Below are 23,613 nucleotides of genomic sequence, written 5' to 3' on the forward strand. Positions count from 1 at the left end.
TCGCCTTTAGCGAATTTTCAAAAGAATCCCTATTTGCGCAGCGCCGCGATGCAGGCCGCGCGGTCGACATCCTGCCCGTCCGATACCCGCCGCGCGTCGATATAGGACGCGCGCGGCTCCTTCGAGGAGGCCGAGGGGTAGAGGTAGATGTCCAGCAGGCAGGCCTTGCCGGTGAATTGCAGCTTGCGCGCATCGCCTTCCCAGACGTTGAGGCGTGGCTCTCCAAACATCCGCACGAGCTGGCTCTCGTTCGATCCGATCACCCCTTCCGCGCCCGGAATCGTCTGAAAACTGGGATCGCGCGCGGTATGCGTGGGCTGGCGGACACTGGGAATCTGCGTCCCGCGCTTGGGCGGATGCGGCGTGCTCGCCACCCCGCCGCCCGACGTGCTGGCGCACCCCGCGAGCAGCAGGGCAAGCCCGGCAGCGGCCAGAGCGCTCCTGAGGCGGTTGGGCTGAATCATCGGAAGGGCGGCTGCCACAGGACGGTCGTGAGTCATGATCGCGCCCCGCATCGCCCGCCCCCGGAACGCTGTCAACTCTCGCCGCGCTTGCGAAGCGGCGGCCCGCGCGCTACGCGCGGTACAACTTCCAGACAATCCAAGGACTCCTTTTCGCATGGCTGAACCCACCGTGCCGCCCACTTTCGACGTGATTGCCATCGGCAACGCCATCATCGACGTGATCGCCAACTGCAACGACGCGCTGATCGAGGAACTCGGCCTCTCGCGCGGCGGCATGATGCTGATCGACGCCGACCAGGCCAAGAGCCTCTACGAAGCGATGGGCCCCGCCCGCGAGATCTCGGGCGGTTCCGCCGCCAACACGCTCGCCGGTCTGGCCGCGCTGGGCGCCAAGTGCGCCTTCATCGGCCAGGTCGCCGACGACCAGCTGGGCGAAGTCTTCACCCACGACATCCGCGCGGGCGGCATCGCCTTCGACGTGGCGGCCCGCGCCGGCGTGCCCACCGCACGCTGCCTGATCTTCGTGACGCCGGACGGCCAGCGCACGATGAACACCTTCCTCGGCGCATCGCAGCACCTGCCCGCCGAAGCGCTGGACGAAAGCGCCATCGCCAACGCCGCCGTGCTCTACCTCGAAGGCTACCTCTGGGACCCCGAAGAACCGCGCGCCGCAATGCGCAAGGCCATCGAAGCCGCCCGCGCCGCCGGTCGCAAGATCGCCTTCACCCCTTCGGAATGCTTCGTGATCGACCGTCACCGCGCCGACTTCCTCGACCTGATCGAAACCGGCAAGATCGACGTGCTGTTCTGCAACGAGCACGAGATGGCCGCCCTTGTCGGCCATGACGACTTCGAAAAGGGCATCGCCCAGCTTGCGCCGCAGATTCCGGTGCTGGTCGTCACCCGCGGCGCCGAAGGCGCAGTCGCGATCTCGGGCGGCCAGCGCGCCGAAGTCGGCGCCCAGCCGATCGAGCGCGTCATCGACACCACCGGCGCGGGCGACCTTTTCGCCGCCGGTTTCCTGTTCGGCCATGTCCGCGGCAAGAGCCTCGAAGAGTGCCTCCAGTATGGCGCGATCTGCGCCTGCGAGATCATCTCGCACTACGGCGCCCGCCCCGAAGCCGACCTCAAGGCGCTGATTTCCGAGCGCGTCGGCTGATCCGGCCAGACCCTCGCAAGACAGGAAGGGCTCCGTTCGCAGGAACGGGGCCCTTTTGCTTTGACGAAACGTCGCTCCCGCGACAGTCTGGGCCATCGTCCCCTACCGGAGCGCCCATGGCCCATCACGATCCCGCCCTGATCGACTTCGAGGCGAGCTGCCTGCCCGAATATGGCCAGTCCTACCCGATCGAGGTCGCCGTGGCGCGAATCGACGGCGAGAGCCGATCCTGGCTCATCAGGCCGACACCGCGCTGGCAAACCTGGGACTGGTCGAGCGAAGCCGAAGCGCTCCACGGCATCACTCGCGCCATGCTGGAATGCGACGGCTTGCCGCCCGCCCAGGTGCTTGCCGAAATGATCGAATTCGTCGGCAGCTGCGATGTCTATTCCGATGCCGATCTCGACCAGTACTGGCTGGAAGTGCTCTGCCACGAACTCGGGGCCGCTCTGCCCTTTCCGATCCGCTTCCTCGGCGAATGGATGGCCGGGCGCGGGCTTTCCCGCGAGCAGGTAGACGCGGCGCTGGAAGAGGCGAAGCGCCGCCTGCCCAAGGCCCACCACGCGCGCGAGGACGCGAAACGTCTGGCGCTGGTCGTCAGCCTGCTGATCGAGGAACAACCGGCATGAACTTGCGCGAAGCCCTGTCGGTGCGCATCCACGTCCCGGTTTCGCCGGAGAGCTTCCGGGCCATGCTGGCGGGCGATATCGCCGCCGGAGAGCGCGATCCCGTCCTCGCCGCAATCCTTGCCATCGTGCGCGAGGACAACCCGCTGGGAGATTTCGGCCTCTACAAGGGTGTCGCGGAAATCGGACTGGGCTGGGAGAGCTTCACGCCGGGTCCGGAGGCGAAACCGACGTTCGGAGAGGCGGCCATGACCAGCCTCTCGCCCACCGTGATCCTCGCGGTCCACGCTTCGTGCAGCGAGGACGATCCCGCCTTCCTGGAGGCGATGGACCGCATTCTGGCGGCCCATCCCTGGGAAGTCCCGGTCATCGAGATCGCGCCGACCTGGCTGGCCGAGCGCGGCTCACCGGCTCAGTAGGTATCCGGCGGCGGTGGCGCCTGAGCGGGCATCGGCTGCGACAGATTTTGGGGTTGAGCGCCCGGTTGGGCCGACTGGAAGCGCGCCAGACATTCCGCCTTGCGCTGCTCGCGGGCATCCGAATAGCTCTGCGCCGTCTGGCCGGGCAGCGCGCAGTCGCGCTCCGGCCGGACCGGGACCTTGGCACGGCAGCCGTCCTCGGTGGCGAAGAGGTTGTCGGCGCAGTCGGCCAGCGCCGCCACGTCCGCATCGTGCTGCGCGCGGCAGCTCGCGGTCCAGCGCTGCTTGTAGGACAGCTCCGCGAAGTTCAGGCAGTCCTGATATTCCTGCTGCGCGGCTTCCTGTCGGCGCGACTGCTCGGCCTGCTGGCGCTGCTGCGCCTTGGCCTGAGCATCTTCCTGCTTCTGCCGGGCTTCCTGCGCCGCCAGTTCGCGGGCTTCCTGCCGCGATGCCTGACCGGGCAGGAAAATGCCGTAGTAGAAGCCCACGCCGGCACCGGCGAAGACCACCGCCACCGCCAGCGCGACTTTCAGGATCGAGTCCGCCTTACTGGCCATCTGCTTTCTCGTGATGTGCTTTCTCACGGGCGACTTCGCGCCAGCCGATGTCGCGGCGGCAGAAGCCGGTGGGGAAATCGAGCGCGTCTACCGCGGCATAGGCCTTCGCCTGCGCCTCGCTGACCGAAGCCCCGCGCGCCGTCACGTTGAGCACGCGCCCACCGCTGGCGACCAGCACGCCGTCGTTCAGCGTGGTTCCCGCATGGAAGACCTTGGCGCCCTCTGCCTCGGCGGCCGCGATGCCGCCGATCGCACCGCCCTTCTCGGGGGTGCCGGGATAGCCATTGGCCGCCATGACCACGGTCAGCGCGGTATCGCGGCTGAACTTCGGCGGCGCGATCGCGGCCAGACGATTATCGGCACAGGCATGAAGCAGCTCGACCAGATCGGATTCGAGGCGCAGCATCATCACCTGACACTCGGGATCGCCGAAGCGGCAGTTGTATTCGATCAGCTTGGGGCCTTCGCTGGTCAGCATCACGCCCAGGAACAGCACGCCGGAGTAAGGCGTGCCCTCGTTCTCAAGCTGGCGCACGGTGGGGGCGATGATGCGTTCGAGCACTTCGGCTTCCAGCACGGGCGTCAGCACCGGAGCAGGGCTATAGGCCCCCATGCCGCCGGTATTGGGGCCGGTGTCGCCGTCGCCCACCCGCTTGTGGTCCTGCGCCGAGGCGAAGGGAACGATGGTGGAACCGTCGGTCAGCGCGAAGAAGCTGGCTTCCTCGCCTTCCATGAATTCCTCGATTACCGCCTCTGCGCCCGCCTCGCCGAAGCGGCCCGAGAAGATCTCGCGCACGGCTTCCTCGGCCTCGGCCATGGTCATGGCCACGGTCACGCCCTTGCCCGCTGCAAGCCCGTCCGCCTTGATGACGACCGGCGCGCCGAACTTCGCCAGCGCGGCCATGGCATCGGCCTCGCTGGAGACGCGGTCGTAACCGGCGGTGGGGATGCCCGCGCGCTCGCAAAGGTCCTTGGTGAAGCCCTTCGAGCCTTCGAGCTGGGCCGCTGCCTGGCTCGGGCCGAACACCGAGAAGCCCTCGGCGCGCAGGGAATCGGAAAGACCGTCCACCAGCGGCGCCTCCGGGCCGATCACCACGAGGCCGACGACGTTCTCTTCGCAGAAAGCGATGACCGCACCGTGATCGGTGACATCGAGGTCGATGCAGCTTGCCACTTCGGCAACGCCCGGATTACCGGGGGCAGCCCAGAGCGCGTCACAAAGCGGGGATTGCGCCAGCTTCCAGGCCAGCGCATGTTCGCGGCCGCCGGAGCCCAGAAGAAGGATGTTCATTTGCCCTTGCCTTTCGATGACGACGAATTCGATGACGGTCGTTCGGGTGGGCTGGTAGCGAAGCAAGCGGCCGGGGACAACGCTGCGCCGCTCTCGATCAGCGAGATTTCGAATCTTCTGAAGCGCACCGTCGAGGACCGCTTCGGCTTCGTGCGCCTGCGCGGCGAGCTTTCCGGCGTGAAGCGCGCGGCATCGGGCCACCTCTACTGCGCGCTCAAGGACGACAAGGCGGTGATCGACGGCGTCATGTGGCGCGGCGGCGCGCAGCGACTCGCCTTCCGGCCCGAAGACGGCGTGGAAGTGATCGCCACCGGCAAGCTCACCACCTATCCCGGCCGCTCGAAGTACCAGATCGTCATCGAGACGATGGAGATCGCGGGTGAAGGCGCGCTGCTGGCGCTGCTGGAAAAACTGCGCGCGCGCCTCGCTGCAGAGGGCCTTTTCGCCCCCGAGCGCAAGCGCGAACTGCCGTTCCTGCCGCAAGTGATCGGCGTCGTCACCTCGCCGACCGGCGCGGTGATCCGCGATATCCTCCACCGGCTGGACGACCGCTTCCCCAGCCATGTCCTCGTCTGGCCGGTGCTGGTGCAGGGCGAAGGCGCCGCCAGCCAGGTGGCCAATGCCGTGCGCGGCTTCTCGGCGATCCAGCCCGGCGGCCCGGTGCCGCGCCCCGATCTGGTGATCGTGGCGCGCGGCGGCGGCTCGATCGAGGACTTGTGGTCGTTCAACGAGGAGATCGTCGTGCGCGCCGTGGCCGAATCGTCGATCCCGGTGATCTCGGCGGTGGGCCACGAAACCGACACCACGCTCTGCGACTATGCCGCCGACCGCCGTGCCCCCACCCCCACCGCCGCCGCCGAAATGGCGGTGCCGGTGCGTCTGGACCTCGCCGCCACGCTCGACGAACTGGCCTATCGCAAGCGCCGCTGCGCGCTCCGCCCGGTCACGCTGGGCCGCGAGCGTCTGGAAGCGCGCGTCCAGCGTCTTCCCAAGCCGGAAGCCATCCTTGCCGCCAAGGCCCAGAAGCTGGACGACCTCTCCGAGCGCCTGCGCCGCGGCCTGCGCGACGAAGCCGCCGCCAAGCGCGAGCAACTTGGCCGCACCGCCTCGCGCCTCTCGCTGCCGCTGCTGCGCCACCGCATGGAGCGCAGCGAGGAACGGCTGGCACGCACCGGCCTGATCCCGCGCCTGCTGACCCGCCGCTGGGCCATGGCGCGCGACGGCCTCGCCCCAGTCTCCCGCGTCCTGCCGCAACTCGATCCCAAGCGCCCGCTGGAGCGCGGCTATGTCCTCGCCAAGGGACCCGACGGCCGCGCCCTCACCAGCCGCGAGGCGGCGGCTCGGGAAGCACTGCTGACCTTGGAATTCCGCGACGGCGAACTGACGGTCGCGGTGGGGACCGAGGCCCCTGCCCCCGTGGCCAAGGCGCCCGAACCCGCCCCCGAAGCAAGCGCCGCGAAGCGCCCGGCACGACCGAAGCCGGACGAGACGAGGCAGGGCGATTTGTTTTGACCGCCGCGCTCTGCTAGGATTTCGCCCATGCTTATGTCTTCTGCCGACCGCCCCGCCAAGCTCACTTACGGACCCAACGGATTCCGGGTCCTGAGCGGCGGACATTTCGTGCTCTGCGCCGTTACCGGCGAGAAGATTCCGCTGGAGGAACTGCGCTACTGGAGCGCCGAGTTCCAGGAGCCTTACGCCTCGGCCGAAATCGCGACCAAGCGCCTCACCGGAAAGGCATGAACGCCCGCAAGGTTCTGCCGCCCGCGCTGATTCTGGGCGGCGCCGTCGTCGCCTCGGTTCTGGCTCTCGCCGGGCTGGGCGCGCAATCGACCGCGCCCCTCGCTGCGGCTGCCGGAAACTTGGCCTATAGCGGCGAGCTGACCCAGGGCGGCTGGATGCGCGGCAAGGCGCCTTCCGGCACGAGCGCGCTGGCGCTGAACGGCCAGCCGGTGCCGATCGCGCCGGACGGTTCGTGGTTCGCCGCCTTCGACCGCGATGCCGGCACGATCTCCACGCTCACCGCGACGGTGAATGGCCGCAGGATATCGCAGCCCGTGTCGGTCTCGCCGCGCGCCTGGCAGATCGAGAACATCAACATTCCGCGCAAGCCAGGGGGCCCGACCGAGGCCTTCCTGGCGATTCGCAAACCCGAACTCGACCGCATCAACGCCGCCCGCGCCTTGAAGACGGACGCACAGGGCTGGCGCCAGCACTTCATCTGGCCCGCCAAGGGGCGCATTTCCGGACGTTTCGGCTCGCAACGCGTCTATCGCGGGGAGCCTGGGGCCTATCACTCGGGTCTCGACATCGCCACCGGCACCAGCGGCACGCCTTTCGTGGCGCCAGCCGACGGCGTGGTGATCCTCGCCGCCGAGAAGCCCTTCACGCTCGAAGGCAACCTGCTGATGCTGGACCACGGCATGGGGCTGAACAGCGCCTTCCTGCATTGCTCGCAGATTCTGGTGAAGCAGGGCGATCATGTCCGGCAGGGACAGGTGATCGGCAAGATCGGCATGTCCGGCCGCGCCACGGGGCCGCACCTGCACTGGTCGATCAAGTGGAACGAGGCCCGGCTCGACCCGATTCTCTTCACCGGACCGATGAACTGAACGACCAATCGGGGCGATTCCGGGCAGTTACGCCGAAACCGGCTTGCGGCCCTCGCGGGAATGCTTATCCCGCCCCTGTGCGCCGCGCCATTGCCCTTCTCGTCCTGCTGGCCCTGCTGCCGCTCACCTGGGGGCACGCGCCGCAACAGCCGAAGTTCAAGCGCTTCGAGCTTTCCTTCAGCCCGCTCCCCCTGCCGCCCGCCGCGCGTGCAAAGCCGCGCCTCGGGGCGTTCCGGCTGGAGGAAGTCTGGCAGGCGCATAGCCGCACCCATTCCTTCGGCTCCTACTCCGCGCTCCTGCTCCGCTCCGGCGGGACGATGCTGGCACTGAGCGATTCGGGTGGTTTTCTGGAGTTCAAGGCGCCCGGCCAGTCGCAGGTGGAAAGCCGCATGGGCGACCTGCCGCTGTCGAAGGACGCCGACAAGGCCGCCCGCGATGTCGAATCGGCGACGCAGGACGACAAGGGCATGATCTGGCTCGGGCTGGAGGGGCGCAACGCCATCTACCGGATGAATCCGGGCTACGAGATCGAGCGCAAGGCCAGTCCTGTCGTAATGAGCGATTGGGGCGTCAATTCCGGCCCCGAGGCCCTGACGCGCCTCCATGACGGGCGATTCGTGGCCCTGCGCGAAGGCTATCTGGGCTGGAGCGACCACCTGCACCAGGCCGCGCTGTTTCGCGGCGACCCCACCGAGCATCCCGACGGCCAGAGCTTCACGCTCGATGCACCGAGAGGCTTCAGCCCGACCGACATGGCGCAATTGCCGGACGGTCGCCTGCTGATCCTGATGCGCCGGCTGGTCTGGCCGATGCCCCAGCGCTTTGCAGGCCGCATCGCGATCGGCGACCCGAAGGCGATTCGTCCGGGCGGAACCTGGAAGATCACCGAGGTAGCACGGCTATCCTCGGACCTGCCGATCGACAATTTCGAGGGAATCGCCATCGCACCACGCACCGATGGCCGGGTGACGGTCTGGCTGATCTCGGACGACAATTACTCGCCGCTCCAGCGTACGATCTTATGGAAGCTGAGCGTCGATCCGGCCGAGCTTCCTTAAACTCAAGGCTAGGCCTCTTTTCGTCGCCCCCTCGAAGGCGGGGGCCCCGCCTTCGAGGGGGCGACGGGTTTTAGTATCGGCAGTGTGCGCTACGAGCCGATCCCAGCCCGCTCACGCCAAACCCGGACGTGCGAAAAGGCGCGCAAGCCAGCTTACACGCCCTTCGCGAGACCATGTTTTCACGCTTCCCGCAGGAAGCGTGAAGGATCAGGCAGCTGCGGCCTGGGTCTTCTTCAGCTCGCGCTTCACCTTGACGGCGCGGGCGCTGAGCTTGGCATCCGAGGTCTTCAGCAGCCAGTTGTCGAGGCCACCGTTGTGCTCGACCGAGCGCAGGCCGTGGGTCGAGACGCGGAACTTGAAGCTGCGCTCAAGACCGTCCGACAGCAGCGTGACGTTCTGAAGGTTGGGAAGGAAGACGCGCTTGGTCTTGTTGTTGGCGTGGCTGACGTTGCAGCCGACCTGGCGGCCCTTGCCGGTCAGTTCGCAGATGCGGGACATGTCTCTAACTCTCGCTCGAAAAAATTCTGTGGCCGTAGAAACGGGAAGGCGCGCCCTTAGCGATTCCCCGGGGGAAGGTCAAGTTGCGCACAGCTTTTTGAAGGTCTAGCGCTTGGCCATGACCCGCTGGCCTCTCCCCGAATACATGGAACTCGCGCTCGCGCAAGCGCGGGAAGCCGCCGATTCTGGCGAAGTGCCGATCGGCGCGATCGTCGTGAAGGACGGAAAGGTGATCGCCACCGGCCGCAACGGCCCGCGCGAGCGCCACGACCCCACCAGCCACGCCGAAATCGAGGCGATTCGCACCGCCGCACGGATTCTCGGCAATGAGCGGCTGGAAGGATGCGAGCTATGGGTGACGCTGGAGCCTTGCGCGATGTGCGCGGGCGCCATCGTCCATGCGCGAATCGCCCGGCTCTATTACGGCGCCGCCGATCCGAAAGGCGGCGCGGTCGAACACGGCGCCCGCGTGTTCGAGCACGACCAGTGCCTGCACAAGCCCGAGGTCTATTCGGGAATCGGCGAATCGGAAGCCGCGGAGCTGCTGCGCGGCTTCTTCCGGGCGAAGCGGTGATCGGCGATCAGCTGAAGATGCTCTCGTCGTCCGCTGCTACATCGCCCTTGCGAGCGAACCAGGCCTTGGCGTCGGCACGAAACAGGAACACCACCGCGATAATCTGAAGCCCGGTGATGACCACCACCGCGACCGTGCTCAACAGCCCGCGCCCGGCCAATGTCGGCAGCGAGGGAATCGTCATGAGCACGCCCCCGACGGTCAGCACCGTCAGTATCCACTTCGCCACGTTGCTGGCGTTGCGGGAAATGAAGAACCACAGAAGCAGGATCAGCGCGAAGCTGAACACCTGGACGCCGACGACGAAGCCCAGCCCCAGACCGGAACTCGAGATCCTGGGATCGGACAGCGTATCCTTCATCGAAAAGGCGGAATTTATCACCGCCAGAACCAGAGAGCCGAGATAGAAGCGATCGAACTGGACGATGGAATTCGGACGCAAGGCAATGTCTCCCCTATTGCCCCGTCCGCCCCGGACAGGGTCGGCGGAGCATGACGGAGCGCTGCCCTGTTCGCAACCGCTTCTAAAGCGGCGAGAAATCCAGCCCAATATCGGCTGCGGGCGCGCTCTGGGTGAGGCGGCCGACGGAAACGTAAGTCACGCCCGAAGCGGCGATCGCGCCGATGGTGGAGAGATTCACCCCGCCTGAGGCTTCGGTCGGCACACGGCCTGCGACCAGCGCCACCGCCTCGCGCAGCATGTCCGGTCCCATGTTGTCGAGCAGCAGGTGATGCGCCCCGGCGGCAATGGCCGGTTCGATCTGGTCGAGGTGGTCGACCTCGCAGATGATCTGCGCGACGCCCGCCACCCTCGCGCGGGCGACTGCCGGGCCGACGCCGCCCGCAACGAGAACATGGTTGTCCTTGATCATCGCCGCATCCCACAGGCCCATGCGGTGGTTGCGGGCGCCGCCCATGCGGGTTGCGTACTTTTCGAGGTGGCGCAGGCCGGGAATGGTCTTGCGGGTGTCCAGCAGCGTCGCATGGCCATCCATGGCATCGACATATTCGCGCGTCATCGTCGCGACGCCGGAGAGGTGTTGGACGGTGTTGAGCGCGCTGCGCTCGCCGGTCAGCATCGCGCGGGCATTGCCGGTGAGGCGCATGAGCTTGGTGCCCGGTTCGACGCGGGCGCCTTCCTCGACGAGGATTTCGATCTCCATCGCCGGATCGAGCTTGCGGAAGAAGGCTTCGGCGATCGGCAGTCCGGCGACGGTGATCGCATCGCGCGAATCCATGACGCCAGAGAACCGCGCGTCGGCCTCGATCACGCTTTCGGAGGTCACGTCATGGCCGCCGCCGGGCAGGCCCACGCCGAGGTCCTCGGCAAGCGTTGCATCGACGAAGGCGGCGAGGTCGAAACCGGGGATCGCGAATGTGCTCATGGCCCGCGTCTTTCGCGCGATCCGCAGGCAAAGTCGAGGGCCTGTATGGGCTTCGACAAGCTCAGCCTGAGCGGGTTGGGGGGTAAAGCCGAACGGTAAAGGGTAGCGTGAGCGGGAAAGGACGTTACGCCTTGCCCCGCTTACCCTGAGCTTGTCGAAGGGTCCCGCCCCCCGGAATCAGTGAACGAAGCGAGCGATCACGTCGCGGTAGGAGCGGCTGACCTTCACCTGTGCGCCCGAATCGAGCACCAGGAAGCACTCGCCGTTGGTGTGCGGCTTGACCTGGCGGACCTGGTTGAGATTGACGATGGTCGAGCGGTGAACGCGCTGGAACACGCGCGGGTCGAGGCGGCGTTCGAGGTCCTTCATCGTCTCGCGCAGGATCAGCGAATTGTCGGCGGTGCGGATGCACATGTAGTCGCCGGCAGCCTCGATGTGCTCGATCGAATCGACGTCGATCCGGAAGATCTGGCCGCGATCCTTGATGTTGATGAGCTTCTCGTAGCGGTCCGCGTTGGGATCGGTTTCTTCCGGGATATGCTCGATCGCGTCGGGGGCCACTTCGGCCAGCACCGTCTTGAGCTTTTCCGCCTCGTCCGACGAGCGCTTCTCGGCCATGCGCTGGCGCACGCGGGCGAGGGTATCGTCGAGCTTGGTCTCGTCCACCGGCTTCATCAGGTAATTCACCGCGTTCGCCTCGAAGGCGCGGACGGCGTGTTCCTGATAGGCGGTGACGAAGACGAACAGCGGCGGCTCGATCTCCATCACGCCCTTGACCACCGAGAAGCCGTCGAAACCGGGCATCTGGATGTCGAGGAAGACGAGGTCGGGCTTTTCCGTCTTGATCTTGCGGATGGCCTCGCGGCCGTTCGAGCAGGTATCGATGATCTCGACATCCGGATACTTCTCCAGACGAAGCTGAAGGCCCTGGATGGCGAGTTTCTCGTCGTCGACGAGGATGGTGCGAATGGTCATCAGTTACGTTCTCCGGCCCGGCTAACGCTTGTGGGCCAAATATGTTTCATCGCGCGGCGAAAACAGGCTGCCGCGGCTGCTCGATCATGTCTTCCGGGGTGGGTTGGCGTTCTGCGGGGAGTTCGATGAGCACGGCGAAACCGCCTTCGATCGGCTCAATCGTCTCGAACCGGTGATGCTCGCCATAGGCCTGGGAAAGACGGTCGCGGATATTTGCCAGGCCGACGCCAGTGGAGACCGGCTCCCCTCCATCGTAAGTCATGCCCGACAACCTGTTGTCGGTCGTCGGACTTTGCAAGCCCGGCCCGGTGTCCGAGACGGTGATGCGAAGCATCGGCCCGACGAGTTGCGTGACGATGGTGATCTCCGCCCCGGATTCCTGCGGAGTCACGGCATATTTGATCGAGTTTTCGACCAGCGGCTGGAGCAACAGAGAAGGCAGAAGGCAGGTCTCGGTTTCCGGGTCGATGTTGAAGGTGGTGCGCAGGCGTTCCTCGAATCGCATCAGTTCGATGTCGAGGTAGAGCTTCAGCGTCTCCACCTCGGTCGCCACCGTCACGCGGGCCGAGGGCTTGTTGATGAGGGTGTAGCGCAAGAACGACGACAGGCGGCTGAGCATCGCATTGGCCGGTTCGGTCTGCTTGAGCAGCACCAGCGTCGAGATCGAGTTCAGCGTGTTGAACAGGAAGTGCGGGTTCAGCTGGTAGCGCAGCATGGCCAGCTGGGCCTGGGTCGCCTGATTCTCCAGCCGGATCATCTGGTCGTTCTGCTCTTCCACCTGAAGGTAGAAGTTGATCGCGTAATAGAGCGCCGACCAGGCCCCCAGCAGGGTCGCATCGAGGTAGAAGATGCCGAGGAACAGCTGGGTGAAGCTGGAATCGCTGTCGGTGCGGTAGAGCGAGACCACCCAGGCGTCGATGAAGGCGTGAAGCCCCACCGCGAAAGGCAGGATCAGCGCCGTCACGCCCCAGGTTATCAGCGCCCGCTTGGTAATCAGCGAACGGTAGACGACCGAGAGCACCAGCGAGATCGAGAAGCCGGTGACGGTGGCGATCAGCACCAGGACCAGCGAGGACAAGGGCTGGGCATTGGCGATCGTCGACATGGTGCGAAGCAACATCGCACCGCTCCAACCGACGAACTGAAGGCGCCAGAAGGCCTTGTCCTTGTTGGCAAAGAACGGAATGGGCTGGATCGGCAGGACGCTCATGAGCGCTTCCTAGCCGAATTATTACCGAAGCGGAAACTCTGGAAAACGGCGCCCATCCGTTACCGTCAGCTCTTTTTGCCGCCGTCCCTCGCTTCGGCGACCGCCTGCGACAGCTGATCGACGCCGACCGCGCCGGAAATCAGCCGTTCGCCCGCGACCCAACTCGGCGTACCGCCGAATCCGAGCCTTCCGGCGATTTCCAGATTGCGCGAAAGCTCCTGCTCCACGGCGGGTCCGGCGGCGACCTTGCGGGCGCGCTCCATGTCGAGACCGGCCTTCTGCGCGGCGGCATCGATGCTCTGGGCATCGACCTGGCCCATGGCGAACATCGCATCGTGGAACTGCGGGAACTTGCCCTGCTCGGCAGCGGCCAGCGCCATCTTGGCGGCGGCGGGGCTTTCCGGGCCGATGATCGGCAATTCGCGCACGACGATGCGCAAGTCAGGGTTGCTTTTCAGAAGCTGCGCCACGTCCGGCAGGCTGCGGCGGCAATAGCCGCAGGCATAGTCGCTGAATTCGACCAGCGTGACCTTGCCGTTCGGATTGCCCAGCACCGCGCCGGGGAACGGCGTCTCCACGTTCTGGCGCACGCCGGAAAGCTGCTGGCTGGCCTGCTTGCGCTGGAGGTTGTCCATCGCCTGAGGCAGGATTTCGGGATGTTCGAGGATGTAGTCGTGCACGACCTTCTCGACCGCGACGCGGCCGCCGAACCAGCTGCCGACGCCGACCAGAGCGACGCAACCGGCAATCACTGCGAACTTCGTGCCATTACCCATCGTCGTCGAAAATCCCGTAAAGTGTTAAGCCCGCCCTTAGCGGAGGTCGGTCCCGGCGGCCATAGCCGCTACATTTCAGCGCTTCTTGCGCTCCAGTGCGGCGCGCGCCTGCATCTCGATATCCTGCGCCCGCAACCAGTCGGGCGAATTGTTCGGCAGGCCCGCTTCGGCGGCCTGCGCGCTGCGCAGCGCCGCGTCCATCTGGCCGGTCAGCGACTGCTGCTCGGCGCTGGCCAGCCGTGCGCGGGGCATGTCGCCGTTGGCGGCGTAGATCGTGCCGAGCTGATACCAGGCGAAGGGATTCTCCCGGTCGCGGGCGACCGCGTTCTTCAGCACCGTCTGCGCCTCGGCGAAATGGGCCGGGTCCTCGGTGGCGATCAGGGCATGGCCGAACAACGTGGCGATCAGCGGCTGGTAGCCGGTCAGCTCGGTCGCCTTGCGCAGCGGCACCAACGCTTCCGCAGCCTGTCCCGCCTCCAGCAGAATCTGGCCCTTGAGTTCGAGGAAATAGGGGTCGTTGGCATCGACCGCGAGCAGGGCATCGGTCTCCGCCCGCGCGCGGTCGAGCTGCGACTGGCGGTGATAGGCATAGGCGCGGGCATAGTGGGCGGGCACCGAGTTGTCGGTCTCGGGATAAGTCCGGAACACGTCGCGCGGCTCGGCCAGATAGCCGAACAGCTTGGCCTTGATCCGCATGAAACGCTGCTGAATCTGCGGATCGTCCGGCCTGGTCCAGGCCGGGTCCTTCTCGTAGACGTCCTGAAGCGTCTGGATGCGATCGCCGGTCAGCGGATGGGTGGAATAGAACTCGTCCCCGCTCTGCGGCCGGTAGCCGTAGCGGAATTCCAGATTCTGGAGCTTCTTGAAGAACTCCACCGAACCGCGACCGCTGATTCCCGCCGTGGAAAGGTACTGGGCACCGGCAGCGTCGGCGGAGGCCTCCTGCGAGCGACTATAGGCCAGGTACTTGCCCATGGCAGCCTGCTGCCCGGCCATGATGACGCCCAGCGCCGCCTCTCCCCCGCCCGCAGCGGCAGCGGCAGCGCCGAGCAGCAGCGAGAGGATCGAGATGTTGGTGGCCGGCCGCGCGCCCTGATTCAGCACGGCATGGCCGCCGGTGACGTGACCCAGTTCGTGCGCGATCACCCCCTGCACTTCGGCGGCGGTATCTGCCTGGTTGATGAGGCCGCTGTTGACGTAGACCGCCTGCCCGCCCGCCACGAAGGCGTTGACCGAGGAATCGTTGACCAGAACGATATCGACGTGATTGGGATTGAGTCCCGCCGCCGTGACCAGCGGCTTGGCCATGTCCTTGAGCAGGGCCTCGGTCTCGGCATCGCGCAGGATCGACTGCGCGCTGGCCGGTGCGGCGGACCAGCCGAGCAGCGCCAGGATGCTCAGGAAGAGTGCGGCAATTCGCGCGAAAGGCATGCTCGTCCTTGGGGCCTCCGGGCCTGAACCGGCGCTGAAGGCAGCCGGTTTGCAGAATGCTTACCAGCCTAACGGCGGAGCATTCTCTGGCAAGAGTGCGCGCTCCAGTTCAGGCCAGCAGGTGGCGCGCCGCGCGGTCGAGCAGGGCTTCGTCGTCCGCCACTTCGCCCAGCAACACCAGTTCGCCCGCCTCATTGCGCCGCGCGACCAGCACGGTGAATTCGCCGGAGCGGCCAAACTCGTCGGGCGAGCGGGGCGGAAGCGCGCGCAGGGCCTCTGCGGTTGCGGGCAGGCCGTCTGCCGGGCCGTCCGCCCATTCGGTGAGCAGCGCGGATTCGCGCGGCAGCAGAGGACGGTCGAGAGGGGCGGAATCGTCCTGCGAAGTCGGCTCGGTGCTGGCAGAAGCGCCCTGCTCCTTCCAGTTGATGACCCCGTAGATGCAGTCGATCGCGAGCTGATCGCGCGAGAACGGCAGCAGGATGCCGCGATAGAGAATCGTCGCGCCGTGCCGGTTCACGAATTCCGCCTCGAACCCGACCGGAGCCTGATTCGCCAGAATCTGCATATAGTGATCGGTGATGCGCGACAGCAGCGAGCGGCTGGGTACGTCGTCAAGCCGCTGGATCGCTCCCGCCGCGCCGCATTCCTCGGCCAGCGCCGCGCCGAGCCAGACGATCGCCGGGTTCTCCACCCCGTCCGAGAAGTCGAGCAGCACGCCGTGCGGGCCGAAATCGGGCAGGCTGGCGGGGTCGAGATCGGCAGCGTCGGGGAAAGCCCGGTCGCCCAGCAGGCTCGCCCAGAAATTGTAGGCGCGCACCTGCATCCGGCGCTCATTGCCCGCCGGGCGCGTCGCGTCCGCGCGGTCGCTGCCGGAAGAAGCCGTAATCGCCTCATCCCTATCGGAAAATTCGCCGTGCACCCTGTCCATCATGCCCCCTGCTGGTCGTCGCTCCCTTGTGACGGGGCACGGTGAAATAAAGTTTAAGCCCGCTGCGCCCCCATAACAGCAGATAGCGTCACAGCAGATAGCGCATCTTGATCGTCATACGGGTGTTCTCGGCGCCGACGTCGAAGGCGGCCTTGTCGAAGCGCGGCGGCCCCATCCGTACCGGCGCATCGCGCGAGAAGCCGAAGCCCTCGCGGGGAATCATCAGCGCGGTGTCGAGTTTGCCGTTGCCGTTCTCGTCGTGAATCAGCGAGATCGCGTAGCGCCCCTCTGGAACCCGCCCGAAATCGAGCCGCACCTCGCCGCTGACCGGAACCGTCAGCTTGCGCGCCTGCGGGTCCTTGTCGCAGTTCGGAAAGGTCCGCGCGTCGGTGGTGAGGCAGGCGAGAATCTGGCCCTTCTGCGAGCGCAGGCCCGTGATGGAGGCGGTCACGTCCGACTGCGCACCCGTCGCGCCTAGCGCCAGCGGTGCCGCCATCAGCAGAGTCAGGGCGCCGAGACGCCCCGGTCGGTGCCGCACAGATGATCCCAGAACCGGAAGTAGAGGCCGTAGTTGCATCGGTAGAGCTCATGATGGCGGTGATGGTGGCTGGCGGTGATCAGCCAATGCCCCAGACGCGAGTGGACGAGGCGGGCGGGAAACATCTCCCAGCCCATGTGATTGGCGATTCCCATGACCGTCATGATGGTCAGGACCAGTCCCAGCACGCCGACATGGATCGGCACCAGGAACACCAGCGCCGGGACGACGACGGCCCCGGTCACGGCTTCCAGCGGGTGGAAGCTCATCGCCGCCCAGGCCGTGGGCGGTCGGCTGGCGTGGTGGACGGCGTGCATCCGGCGGAACACGCGGGGGCGGTGCATCCAGCGGTGGGTCCAGTAGAACCAGGTGTCGTGCAGGAACAGGTAGAGGAACAGCGAGACCGGCATCCACCATAGCGGCCATGCGGTGGGATCGCTGTAGATCAGCGTCCAGCCATGCGCCTGCCAGCCCCAGGCGACCACGCCCGCCGGAATGCCGTAGATCGCCGAGGAAGCCAGCGACCAGCCGATCTCGCCGCGAATCTGGCGGTCCATGCCTTTGTACAGCCCCGGCCTCGCCCGCGCGGTGATCCACGCGAAAAGTCCGGATGTGCCGAGATAGCGCAGGCCGACGATCGCCGTCATCGTGACGGCGGAAACGCAGAGCGCCCACAGACCGGGACCGGAAATCGCTGGCATCTAAGGGCTTATGCTCTGGGAGCGGGATCGAGGCCAGCCGAATTTCGTGAGGGGTGGTCAGGTTTTGAGCAGCCGGATAACGGCTTATCCGTATTTTCGGTCCCACCTTCTCGTCATCCCCGCGAAGGCGGGGATCCCGCTTCTTGCGCCATGGCGAGAGGGTAGAAAAGAAAGCGGGACCCCCGCCTGCGCGGGGGCGACGAGGCTAGTTAGTGCGCGTTTGTTTCGACGAGATTAGTAAGTGCGAGGTTTGTTTCGCGCGATCAATCCAGCGAGACCCGGATCGGTGGCAGCACATCCAGCCCCGCTGCCCCTGCTTCGTCAACCAGCCCCTCGGGATCGGGGTGAATCAGGATCTCGGTATCGGGAAATTCCGCGGCGAGCCGGTGCTCCAACTCGTCCATCACCCGGTGCGCCTCACGCACGGTCATCTCGGGATCGACCCAGACGTGGAACTGCACGAAGTCGCGGTTGCCCGAAGTGCGCGTGCGCAGGTCGTGGACGCCGGTAATGTCGGGATGGCGCGCCAGCACCTGGAGGAAGCGATCCTTCTTCTCCTCGGGCCACTCGTGGTCCATCAACTGGTCGAGCACATCCTGCGAGGCATTCCAGGCCCCCCAGCCGAGCCAGGCAGCGATGCCGAGACCGAACAGCGGATCGGCACCTTTCAGCCCCGCATACTGATCCAGCACCAGCGCCACGATCACCGCCACGTTGAGCAGGAGGTCGGACTGGTAATGGACGCTGTCGGTCTGGATGGCGATGCTGCCCGTCTTGCGGATCACATGGCGCTGCCAGGCGACCAGCGCCAGAGTCAGCGCGATCGCCACGCCCGAGACGGCAATGCCGCTCTCCGCGCTCTCCACCCGGCTTTCGGCGAGGAATTCCTCCACCGCGCGGCTGGCGATGGCCAGCGCCGAGATCGAGATCAGCACGATCTGGAACATCGCCGCGATCGCCTCGGCCTTGCCGTGGCCGAAGCGGTGCTTGTCGTCCGCAGGCTGGGCGGCGATCCAGACGCCGAGCAGGGTAGCAATGCTGGCGACGAGATCGAGCGTGGTGTCGGCCAGACTGCCGAGCATCGCCGTCGATCCAGTGGACCATGCCGCCCAGCCCTTGAGGCCGAGCAGCAGCACCGCCACGCCGATACTGGCGAAAGCGGCGCTGCGGGTGAGGTGGGCGTGTTCGTGCAAGAGCGGCCTCAGGGATAGAGCAGCGAGCTGACCCAGCCGCCCGCCGCATCATCGGCGCGCACGAAACGGCGGCGTTCGTGGAGACGATAGGGGCGATCCTGCCAGAACTCGATGGCGGCGGGCACCACGCGGTAGCCGGTCCAATGCGCGGGACGCTCGATCTCGCCTTCGCCGAAGCGGGCGCGAACGTCCTCGTAGCGCGACAGGAAGGTCTCGCGGCTGTCGAGCGGGGCCGATTGGTCCGACGCCACCGCGCCCAGCTGCGAATCGCGGGCGCGCGAGTGGAAGTAGGCGTCGGCTTCCTCGGCGGTCACCGGCGTCAGCTGACCCTCGATGCGAATCTGGCGGCGCAGGCTCTTCCAGTGAAACAGCAGGGCGACGTGGGGATTGGCCGCGATCTCCTGCCCCTTGCGGCTATGGCCATTGGTGTAGAACACGAAGCCTTCCGGCCCATAGCCCTTGAGCAGGACCATGCGCACCGAAGGCAGGCCGTCCGGCGTCGCGGTGGCGAGCGCCATGGCGTTCGAATCGTTGGGTTCGGTCTCGCGCGCCTCGTCGTACCAGGCCTTGAACAGGGCGAACGGATCGCCGTGGGGGATGACTTCGCGGGCCTGTTCAGCTTCCATCTGCATTTCCTGACGAACTTTGCATGAGATTCATAGGGTCATGCCCTTATGCTCCGCACCGGAAATTCCCGATGACTTGCGGGCACATGGCCGGTGCATAGACGCGCTGTCATAAGGAGAAAAGCACCGCTTGCCGTAAGGCTCGTCCGCACCTAGCTAGAGAGCCATGGCAGCAGACCCTTATTCCACCCTTGGCGTATCGCGCACGGCCAGCGAGAAGGACATCAAGTCCGCCTATCGCAAGCTGGCGAAGGAACTTCATCCCGATACCAACAAGGACAATCCCAAGGCCGCGGAACGCTTCTCCGAAGTGACCGGCGCCTACGACCTGCTTTCCGACAAGGACAAGCGGGCGAAGTTCGATCGCGGCGAGATCGACGCCGAAGGCAACCCGATGGGCTTCGGCGGATTCGGCGGTGGGGGCGGCGGATTCGGCGGTGCCGGATTCGGCGGTGGCCCCGGCGGGCAGCGCGGCTTCTCGGGCGGGTTCGGCGGCAATGACGGGATCGACCTGGAAGACCTGTTCGGCGGCATCTTCGGCGGCGGCGGCCAGCGCGGCGGCGGTGGCTTCGGCGGCATGGGGGGCGGAACCCGCACCCGCGCCGCGCCGCGCGGCGGCAACGTGAACTATCGCCTCTCGGTCCCGCTGCCCGACGCGGCGGAACTGAAGCCCCAGCGCATCACCCTGTCCGACGGCAAGACCATCGACCTCAAGCTGCCCAACGGGCTGGAGGACGGCACCCAGATGCGCCTCGCCGGCAAGGGCGAGGCTGGCCCCGGCGGCGCGGGCGATGCCATCGTCACCATCCAGATCCAGCCCCACGCCTTCTTCCGCCAGGACGGCGACGACTTGCGCGTGGACCTGCCGATCACCCTCGACGAAGCGCTGAACGGCGGCAAGGTCAAGGCGCCCACGGCTGCCGGTGCGGTAATGCTCTCGGTTCCCGCCGGGGCCAGCTCGGGCAAAGTCCTGCGCCTCAAGGGGCGCGGCATGACCCGCAAGGACGGCACGCGCGGCGACCTGCTGATCAGCCTCCAGATCGTGCTGCCCGAGGGCGATGCCGACCTCGCCAAGCGGCTGGAAGGCTGGAAGGATTCGCGCGACGTGCGCGCCAAGCTGGGAATCTGACGGGAGGGGGCTTGAGCCTTCCGGCTGAAGACCTCCACTCACAACCCTCAATCCCGTCGCCCCCGCGAAGGCGGGGGCCCCGCTTCCTTCAAGCCACGCCGCAAGAACAAGCGGGATCCCCGCCTTCGCGGGGATGACGGAGGTGGTTACGGCCAACTCAGATGTCGATCTGCATCATCGGCAGGCAAATGCGCTTAGACTCCCGCGGCCCTAACGCACTTCAAAATTTGAACATCCTGCCCGCAGCGCCTATCTCGGCCCGGTGAAAGCCGCTCCGCCGCCAGAAACACCCGCCGCGATAACGCCCGAGGACCGGCGCCGCGCGGCCTTGCGCTGGCAGGAGATGCAGGACCGCTTCCCCCGGCCCGATCCCTCCGGCCGCGCCTATCTCGTGGTCAAGCGCGTCCTCGCCGGAACCTGGGAAGACGGCTTCATCCACGCCGGCAACTTCGCCTACATGACGATCGTCGCGCTGTTCCCCTTCTTCATCGCCCTTGCCGCGATCTATTCGGCGCTGGGCGAGCAGGGGCAGCTGGAAAGCGCGATCGACGCGGTGCTCAATTCGCTGCCGCCGCGCGTCGAGGAAGCGCTTGCCCCGGTCGCCCGCGATGCCGTGGCGGCGCGGCATGGCTGGCTGCTGTGGATCGGCGGCGTGCTGGGCCTGTGGACCGCGACCAGCCTGATCGAGACCATCCGCGACATCCTCCACCGCGCTTACGGCACCACCAAGAGCCTGAAATTCTGGCGAAACCGACTGGCATCGAGCGGATTGATCTTCGGATCGGTGCTGCTGCTGTTGCTTTCGCTGTCGTCGCAAGTGCTGATTTCGCTGATCGAGGACGTGCTGCTGACGCTGTTTCCGGCGCTCAAGGCGTTCAATTACCAGATCGGCGTGTCCCGCGCGGTCACGGCGGGCACCCTGTTCGCCTCGCTCTACGCGCTATTTTTTCTTTTGACGCCAAGCCGTTATCAGGCAAGACTCTATCCCAAATGGCCGGGACCGCTGTTCGTCGCGACCTGGTGGCTGGGCGCCGCCTGGCTGCTGCCGAAAGTGTTGCGCAATTTCATCGCTTACGATTTGACGTACGGAAGTCTCGCCGGAGTGATGATCGCGCTTTTCTTTTTCTGGCTTGTCGGACTAGGGATGGTCGCGGGCGCGGAACTCAACGCCGCCCTTACCGTCAGTCCCGAGGAGCAGGAGATGCTTGCCGGGGGCTCAGGCGGGAAAAGCAGCGCCGCTGCACAGAACAACGAAGTACAGGAAGAACAAGAATGACCGGTCTGATGCAGGGTAAACGCGGCCTGATCATGGGCCTTGCCAATGACAAGTCCCTGGCCTGGGGCATCGCGAAGAAGCTGCACGAACAGGGCGCCGAGCTGGCCTTCTCCTATCAGGGCGATGCGCTGGCCAAGCGCGTGAAGCCGCTGGCGGAAAGCCTCGGCAGCGATTTCCTCATCGATTGCGACGTTTCGGACATGGCGGCACTCGATGCCGCGTTCGAGACGCTGAAGGCGCGCTGGGAGACGATCGACTTCGTCGTCCACGCCATCGGCTTCTCGGACAAGAACGAACTGCGCGGCAAGTATGTCGACACCAGCCTCGACAACTTCCTGATGACGATGAACATTTCGGCCTACAGCCTCGTCGCCGTCACCAAGCGTGCCGAGCCGATGATGCGCGAAGGCGGCTCGATCCTGACGCTGACCTATTACGGCGCCGAGAAGGTCGTGCCGCATTACAACGTGATGGGCGTGGCCAAGGCGGCGCTGGAAACCTCGGTGAAGTATCTCGCCAATGATCTCGGCCCGCAGAACATCCGGGTGAACGCGATCTCGGCAGGTCCGGTGAAGACGCTGGCTGCCAGCGGCATCGGCGACTTCCGCTATATCCTCAAGTGGAACGAGCTGAACTCGCCGCTGCGCCGCAACACCACGATCGAGGACGTGGGCGGCTCGGCGCTCTACTTCCTGTCGGACCTGTCCGCAGGCGTGACCGGCGAAGTCCACCATGTCGATTCGGGCTACCACCTAGTCGGCATGAAGCAGGAAGACGCGCCGGACATCGCGCTGAGCTGATCGGCGGCTTTCCGAATACGAAAAGGGCCGGGAGGAAACTCCCGGCCCTTTTCTTGTGTGCCGCAAAGGCGTCCGCACTCAACTCATCAAGCGCGGCACCGAGACCGAGAACACATCGAAATGCGCGTCAGGATGCTCGGCCTGCCCGTCGCGCGGGGCCTGACGGACCTGCACCACGCCGTTCTTGCCGAAGCCGTCCACCACCGGGCGACCGGCATCGCGGCTCAGCCAGAGGCGCAGGAGGTGCCGCTTGCGCTGCGGCTCGGGCCAGTCCCAGAACGTGGTGCGGGAATGGAGCGCGGCATAGTTCGACAGCCACTGGATGTCGCCGGGACGGAAATCCATCGCGATGGCCATGCCTTCCTCATACGTGATCGTGTCGAAGAGTTCGAGCACCTCGATCTGCTCCGGCGTCAGCTTGGGCACGCCCTCGTATTCCTGCGCGGTGAGGATATAGAGCGAGCCCGCATACATCGAGAACACCCCGTCCACGAGGCTGACGATCGGCGAGGTATAAGTGTCCGCAGGCGCATTGTGGTCCTGACGGCGCCAGTCCCAGTGGAACGGTTCGAGCAGCAGCGGCGCCAGGTCCGGGCGGCGGCGCAGGATCTCGTTGTAGATCTCCGCACCGGAGACGAGGCAGGAGAGGCCCCCCTCCTTGGCCGGACGCAGGCACATGAGCGCGACGATGTCCGAACTGTCGGAGTGATAGACCAGCTTGTCGCGCACCTTGGAGGAGAGTGCGGTGGGATCGTCCATGGTCTTGTCGCTGGTGGCGTAGACGTGGTCGATCAGGTCGCCCATCTCGTTCTGGCGGATCGGATCGCCCATGTGCAGGCCGAGGATGTAATAGATCGCATTGGACAGCGCATCCGAATAGAGCTGGGTACGAAGCCCGCGCACCAGCACGAAACCGCGCCCGTAATCGACATCCTCACCCCAGGACTTCACCGCATCGGCGCAGGCGACCAGCGGATATTCCTCGGCCGTGACCGTGCGCAAGTCCGGATTCTCGGCGAGGAAACGGGCGCCCAGCATCTCCAACTCGGAGACCTGCGCCTCGGAAAGCAGGTAGATCCACTCGTCGGTTCCGACCAGCCGGTCGCCCCGCCAGGCGGCAGCGGTAGTGACGGGCGGGACGGCCTCCAGCGGCGCGGGAGCGGAACTGGCCATGCTTCGTGGGTCCTTCTTTTGGGTCTGTAGCTATGCGCCGGACCCTAGGCGGATTAGCGCAGGCTGACTTGGCAAGCGATGCCCGAAACCTTTCCCTCCTGCGTCCTTGCCTTTCAGGACAGCACCACCTCGCCCCCATCACCCCGTCGTCCCCGCGCAGGCGGGGACCCCGCTTTCTTATCTCCATGGCGCAAGAAAAGCGGGGCCCCCGCCT

At 66.1% G+C, this 23,613-nt stretch carries 27 protein-coding genes; 11 read left to right on the forward strand and 16 right to left on the reverse strand.

Annotation, left to right across the window (positions count from 1 at the left end; translation table 11 throughout):
• Positions 1–29 precede the first annotated feature (29 nt).
• Complete coding sequence (locus ACZ1II_RS07770; RefSeq protein ID WP_465145906.1) at positions 30–500, reverse strand: hypothetical protein; 471 nt, start codon at positions 498–500, stop codon at positions 30–32.
• Positions 501–618: 118 nt separating this feature from the next.
• Here ACZ1II_RS07770 and ACZ1II_RS07775 point away from each other — a divergent pair, with 118 nt between their 5' ends.
• The 3 genes from ACZ1II_RS07775 (at position 619) to ACZ1II_RS07785 (ending at position 2,668) form a co-directional block, all read left to right on the forward strand.
• Complete coding sequence (locus tag ACZ1II_RS07775) at positions 619–1,623, forward strand: adenosine kinase (protein WP_465145907.1); 1,005 nt, start codon at positions 619–621, stop codon at positions 1,621–1,623.
• A gap of 116 nt (positions 1,624–1,739) precedes the next feature.
• Positions 1,740–2,252, forward strand: a complete 513-nt coding sequence (locus ACZ1II_RS07780; protein ID WP_465145908.1) for a 3'-5' exonuclease — start codon at positions 1,740–1,742, stop codon at positions 2,250–2,252.
• Positions 2,249–2,668: a hypothetical protein gene (locus ACZ1II_RS07785; RefSeq protein ID WP_465145909.1), complete on the forward strand. Its 420-nt coding sequence runs from the start codon at positions 2,249–2,251 to the stop codon at positions 2,666–2,668. The genes ACZ1II_RS07780 and ACZ1II_RS07785 overlap by 4 nt, the downstream gene beginning before the upstream one ends.
• Here ACZ1II_RS07785 and ACZ1II_RS07790 read toward each other — a convergent pair.
• Positions 2,662–3,225 (reverse strand): hypothetical protein, encoded by a 564-nt coding sequence (locus ACZ1II_RS07790; RefSeq protein WP_465145910.1) that lies wholly within the window; start codon positions 3,223–3,225, stop codon positions 2,662–2,664. The genes ACZ1II_RS07785 and ACZ1II_RS07790 overlap by 7 nt on opposite strands.
• A complete protein-coding gene (gene purD / locus ACZ1II_RS07795; protein ID WP_465145911.1) occupies positions 3,215–4,516 on the reverse strand; it encodes a phosphoribosylamine--glycine ligase in 1,302 nt (433 codons plus the stop codon). Before purD ends, ACZ1II_RS07790 begins: the two co-directional genes overlap by 11 nt.
• On the opposite strand from purD, the gene xseA reads away from it, so the two are divergent.
• The 4 genes from xseA (at position 4,478) to ACZ1II_RS07815 (ending at position 8,186) form a co-directional block, all read left to right on the forward strand.
• Complete coding sequence (xseA, locus tag ACZ1II_RS07800) at positions 4,478–6,028, forward strand: exodeoxyribonuclease VII large subunit (RefSeq protein WP_465145912.1); 1,551 nt, start codon at positions 4,478–4,480, stop codon at positions 6,026–6,028. The genes purD and xseA overlap by 39 nt on opposite strands.
• A gap of 27 nt (positions 6,029–6,055) precedes the next feature.
• Positions 6,056–6,259, forward strand: a complete 204-nt coding sequence (locus ACZ1II_RS07805) for a DUF2093 domain-containing protein (protein ID WP_147215998.1) — start codon at positions 6,056–6,058, stop codon at positions 6,257–6,259.
• Positions 6,256–7,128 (forward strand): M23 family metallopeptidase, encoded by an 873-nt coding sequence (locus ACZ1II_RS07810; protein WP_465145913.1) that lies wholly within the window; start codon positions 6,256–6,258, stop codon positions 7,126–7,128. Before ACZ1II_RS07805 ends, ACZ1II_RS07810 begins: the two co-directional genes overlap by 4 nt.
• Positions 7,129–7,205: 77 nt before the next feature.
• Positions 7,206–8,186 (forward strand): esterase-like activity of phytase family protein, encoded by a 981-nt coding sequence (locus ACZ1II_RS07815; protein WP_465145914.1) that lies wholly within the window; start codon positions 7,206–7,208, stop codon positions 8,184–8,186.
• 207 nt (positions 8,187–8,393) lie between these two features.
• Here the strand turns inward: ACZ1II_RS07815 and rpmB are convergent, their stop codons facing one another.
• Positions 8,394–8,684, reverse strand: coding sequence for a 50S ribosomal protein L28 (gene rpmB, locus ACZ1II_RS07820; RefSeq protein WP_465145915.1), 291 nt, complete (start codon positions 8,682–8,684; stop codon positions 8,394–8,396).
• Between the two features lie 118 nt (positions 8,685–8,802).
• Here rpmB and ACZ1II_RS07825 point away from each other — a divergent pair, with 118 nt between their 5' ends.
• Positions 8,803–9,258: a nucleoside deaminase gene (locus ACZ1II_RS07825; RefSeq protein WP_465145916.1), complete on the forward strand. Its 456-nt coding sequence runs from the start codon at positions 8,803–8,805 to the stop codon at positions 9,256–9,258.
• Between the two features lie 7 nt (positions 9,259–9,265).
• On the opposite strand, the gene ACZ1II_RS07830 is transcribed toward ACZ1II_RS07825, so the two are convergent.
• The 11 genes from ACZ1II_RS07830 to pdxH all read right to left on the reverse strand — a co-directional run bounded on the left by ACZ1II_RS07830 (position 9,266) and on the right by pdxH (position 19,021).
• Positions 9,266–9,700 (reverse strand): hypothetical protein, encoded by a 435-nt coding sequence (locus tag ACZ1II_RS07830; protein WP_465145917.1) that lies wholly within the window; start codon positions 9,698–9,700, stop codon positions 9,266–9,268.
• Positions 9,701–9,782: 82 nt separating this feature from the next.
• On the reverse strand, positions 9,783–10,643 hold the full coding sequence (gene nadC / locus ACZ1II_RS07835; protein WP_465145918.1) for a carboxylating nicotinate-nucleotide diphosphorylase: 861 nt from the start codon (positions 10,641–10,643) through the stop codon (positions 9,783–9,785).
• A gap of 177 nt (positions 10,644–10,820) precedes the next feature.
• Complete coding sequence (locus tag ACZ1II_RS07840) at positions 10,821–11,618, reverse strand: LytR/AlgR family response regulator transcription factor (protein ID WP_465145919.1); 798 nt, start codon at positions 11,616–11,618, stop codon at positions 10,821–10,823.
• A 46-nt stretch (positions 11,619–11,664) separates the two neighbouring features.
• Positions 11,665–12,828 (reverse strand): sensor histidine kinase, encoded by a 1,164-nt coding sequence (locus tag ACZ1II_RS07845; RefSeq protein ID WP_465145920.1) that lies wholly within the window; start codon positions 12,826–12,828, stop codon positions 11,665–11,667.
• A gap of 65 nt (positions 12,829–12,893) precedes the next feature.
• On the reverse strand, positions 12,894–13,604 hold the full coding sequence (locus ACZ1II_RS07850) for a DsbA family protein (protein WP_465145921.1): 711 nt from the start codon (positions 13,602–13,604) through the stop codon (positions 12,894–12,896).
• 75 nt (positions 13,605–13,679) lie between these two features.
• Positions 13,680–15,035: a M48 family metalloprotease gene (locus ACZ1II_RS07855; protein ID WP_465145922.1), complete on the reverse strand. Its 1,356-nt coding sequence runs from the start codon at positions 15,033–15,035 to the stop codon at positions 13,680–13,682.
• A 109-nt stretch (positions 15,036–15,144) separates the two neighbouring features.
• Positions 15,145–15,963: a PAS domain-containing protein gene (locus ACZ1II_RS07860; protein WP_465145923.1), complete on the reverse strand. Its 819-nt coding sequence runs from the start codon at positions 15,961–15,963 to the stop codon at positions 15,145–15,147.
• 88 nt (positions 15,964–16,051) lie between these two features.
• Complete coding sequence (locus ACZ1II_RS07865) at positions 16,052–16,501, reverse strand: DUF2141 domain-containing protein (RefSeq protein ID WP_465145924.1); 450 nt, start codon at positions 16,499–16,501, stop codon at positions 16,052–16,054.
• Positions 16,468–17,202 (reverse strand): sterol desaturase family protein, encoded by a 735-nt coding sequence (locus ACZ1II_RS07870; protein WP_465145925.1) that lies wholly within the window; start codon positions 17,200–17,202, stop codon positions 16,468–16,470. Before ACZ1II_RS07870 ends, ACZ1II_RS07865 begins: the two co-directional genes overlap by 34 nt.
• A gap of 263 nt (positions 17,203–17,465) precedes the next feature.
• Positions 17,466–18,395, reverse strand: a complete 930-nt coding sequence (locus ACZ1II_RS07875) for a cation diffusion facilitator family transporter (RefSeq protein ID WP_465145926.1) — start codon at positions 18,393–18,395, stop codon at positions 17,466–17,468.
• An 8-nt stretch (positions 18,396–18,403) separates the two neighbouring features.
• Entirely contained in the window at positions 18,404–19,021 is a 618-nt protein-coding gene (pdxH, locus tag ACZ1II_RS07880; protein WP_465145927.1) for a pyridoxamine 5'-phosphate oxidase, read from the reverse strand.
• 166 nt (positions 19,022–19,187) lie between these two features.
• Between pdxH and ACZ1II_RS07885 the strand changes: the two genes are divergently transcribed.
• The 3 genes from ACZ1II_RS07885 (at position 19,188) to fabI (ending at position 22,226) form a co-directional block, all read left to right on the forward strand.
• Positions 19,188–20,150, forward strand: coding sequence for a DnaJ C-terminal domain-containing protein (locus ACZ1II_RS07885; protein WP_465145928.1), 963 nt, complete (start codon positions 19,188–19,190; stop codon positions 20,148–20,150).
• Positions 20,151–20,412: 262 nt separating this feature from the next.
• Positions 20,413–21,426 (forward strand): YihY/virulence factor BrkB family protein, encoded by a 1,014-nt coding sequence (locus ACZ1II_RS07890; protein WP_465145929.1) that lies wholly within the window; start codon positions 20,413–20,415, stop codon positions 21,424–21,426.
• Entirely contained in the window at positions 21,423–22,226 is an 804-nt protein-coding gene (gene fabI, locus ACZ1II_RS07895) for an enoyl-ACP reductase FabI (RefSeq protein WP_086490790.1), read from the forward strand. Before ACZ1II_RS07890 ends, fabI begins: the two co-directional genes overlap by 4 nt.
• Positions 22,227–22,304: 78 nt before the next feature.
• Here the strand turns inward: fabI and ACZ1II_RS07900 are convergent, their stop codons facing one another.
• The gene (locus ACZ1II_RS07900) at positions 22,305–23,399 is read right to left on the reverse strand and encodes a TauD/TfdA family dioxygenase (protein ID WP_465145930.1); all 1,095 of its coding nucleotides are present in this window, start codon (positions 23,397–23,399) and stop codon (positions 22,305–22,307) included.
• Between the last annotated feature and the right edge of the window lie 214 nt (positions 23,400–23,613).

This window comes from Novosphingobium sp. BL-S-20, assembly GCF_055521635.1.

Bases quoted from the DNA above. Each gene is read 5' to 3' on its own strand.
- ACZ1II_RS07770 (WP_465145906.1), bottom strand. From the start codon at position 500: ATGACTCACGACCGTCCTGTGGCAGCCGCCCTTCCGATGATTCAGCCC.
- ACZ1II_RS07775 (WP_465145907.1), top strand. From the start codon at position 619: ATGGCTGAACCCACCGTGCCGCCCACTTTCGACGTGATTGCCATCGGC.
- ACZ1II_RS07780 (WP_465145908.1), top strand. From the start codon at position 1,740: ATGGCCCATCACGATCCCGCCCTGATCGACTTCGAGGCGAGCTGCCTG.
- ACZ1II_RS07785 (WP_465145909.1), top strand. From the start codon at position 2,249: ATGAACTTGCGCGAAGCCCTGTCGGTGCGCATCCACGTCCCGGTTTCG.
- ACZ1II_RS07790 (WP_465145910.1), bottom strand. From the start codon at position 3,225: ATGGCCAGTAAGGCGGACTCGATCCTGAAAGTCGCGCTGGCGGTGGCG.
- xseA (WP_465145912.1), top strand. From the start codon at position 4,478: ATGTTCGCGGCCGCCGGAGCCCAGAAGAAGGATGTTCATTTGCCCTTG.
- purD (WP_465145911.1), bottom strand. From the start codon at position 4,516: ATGAACATCCTTCTTCTGGGCTCCGGCGGCCGCGAACATGCGCTGGCC.
- ACZ1II_RS07805 (WP_147215998.1), top strand. From the start codon at position 6,056: ATGCTTATGTCTTCTGCCGACCGCCCCGCCAAGCTCACTTACGGACCC.
- ACZ1II_RS07810 (WP_465145913.1), top strand. From the start codon at position 6,256: ATGAACGCCCGCAAGGTTCTGCCGCCCGCGCTGATTCTGGGCGGCGCC.
- rpmB (WP_465145915.1), bottom strand. From the start codon at position 8,684: ATGTCCCGCATCTGCGAACTGACCGGCAAGGGCCGCCAGGTCGGCTGC.
- ACZ1II_RS07825 (WP_465145916.1), top strand. From the start codon at position 8,803: ATGACCCGCTGGCCTCTCCCCGAATACATGGAACTCGCGCTCGCGCAA.
- nadC (WP_465145918.1), bottom strand. From the start codon at position 10,643: ATGAGCACATTCGCGATCCCCGGTTTCGACCTCGCCGCCTTCGTCGAT.
- ACZ1II_RS07840 (WP_465145919.1), bottom strand. From the start codon at position 11,618: ATGACCATTCGCACCATCCTCGTCGACGACGAGAAACTCGCCATCCAG.
- ACZ1II_RS07845 (WP_465145920.1), bottom strand. From the start codon at position 12,828: ATGAGCGTCCTGCCGATCCAGCCCATTCCGTTCTTTGCCAACAAGGAC.
- ACZ1II_RS07850 (WP_465145921.1), bottom strand. From the start codon at position 13,604: ATGGGTAATGGCACGAAGTTCGCAGTGATTGCCGGTTGCGTCGCTCTG.
- ACZ1II_RS07855 (WP_465145922.1), bottom strand. From the start codon at position 15,035: ATGCCTTTCGCGCGAATTGCCGCACTCTTCCTGAGCATCCTGGCGCTG.
- ACZ1II_RS07860 (WP_465145923.1), bottom strand. From the start codon at position 15,963: ATGGACAGGGTGCACGGCGAATTTTCCGATAGGGATGAGGCGATTACG.
- ACZ1II_RS07870 (WP_465145925.1), bottom strand. From the start codon at position 17,202: ATGCCAGCGATTTCCGGTCCCGGTCTGTGGGCGCTCTGCGTTTCCGCC.
- pdxH (WP_465145927.1), bottom strand. From the start codon at position 19,021: ATGGAAGCTGAACAGGCCCGCGAAGTCATCCCCCACGGCGATCCGTTC.
- ACZ1II_RS07885 (WP_465145928.1), top strand. From the start codon at position 19,188: ATGGCAGCAGACCCTTATTCCACCCTTGGCGTATCGCGCACGGCCAGC.
- fabI (WP_086490790.1), top strand. From the start codon at position 21,423: ATGACCGGTCTGATGCAGGGTAAACGCGGCCTGATCATGGGCCTTGCC.
- ACZ1II_RS07900 (WP_465145930.1), bottom strand. From the start codon at position 23,399: ATGGCCAGTTCCGCTCCCGCGCCGCTGGAGGCCGTCCCGCCCGTCACT.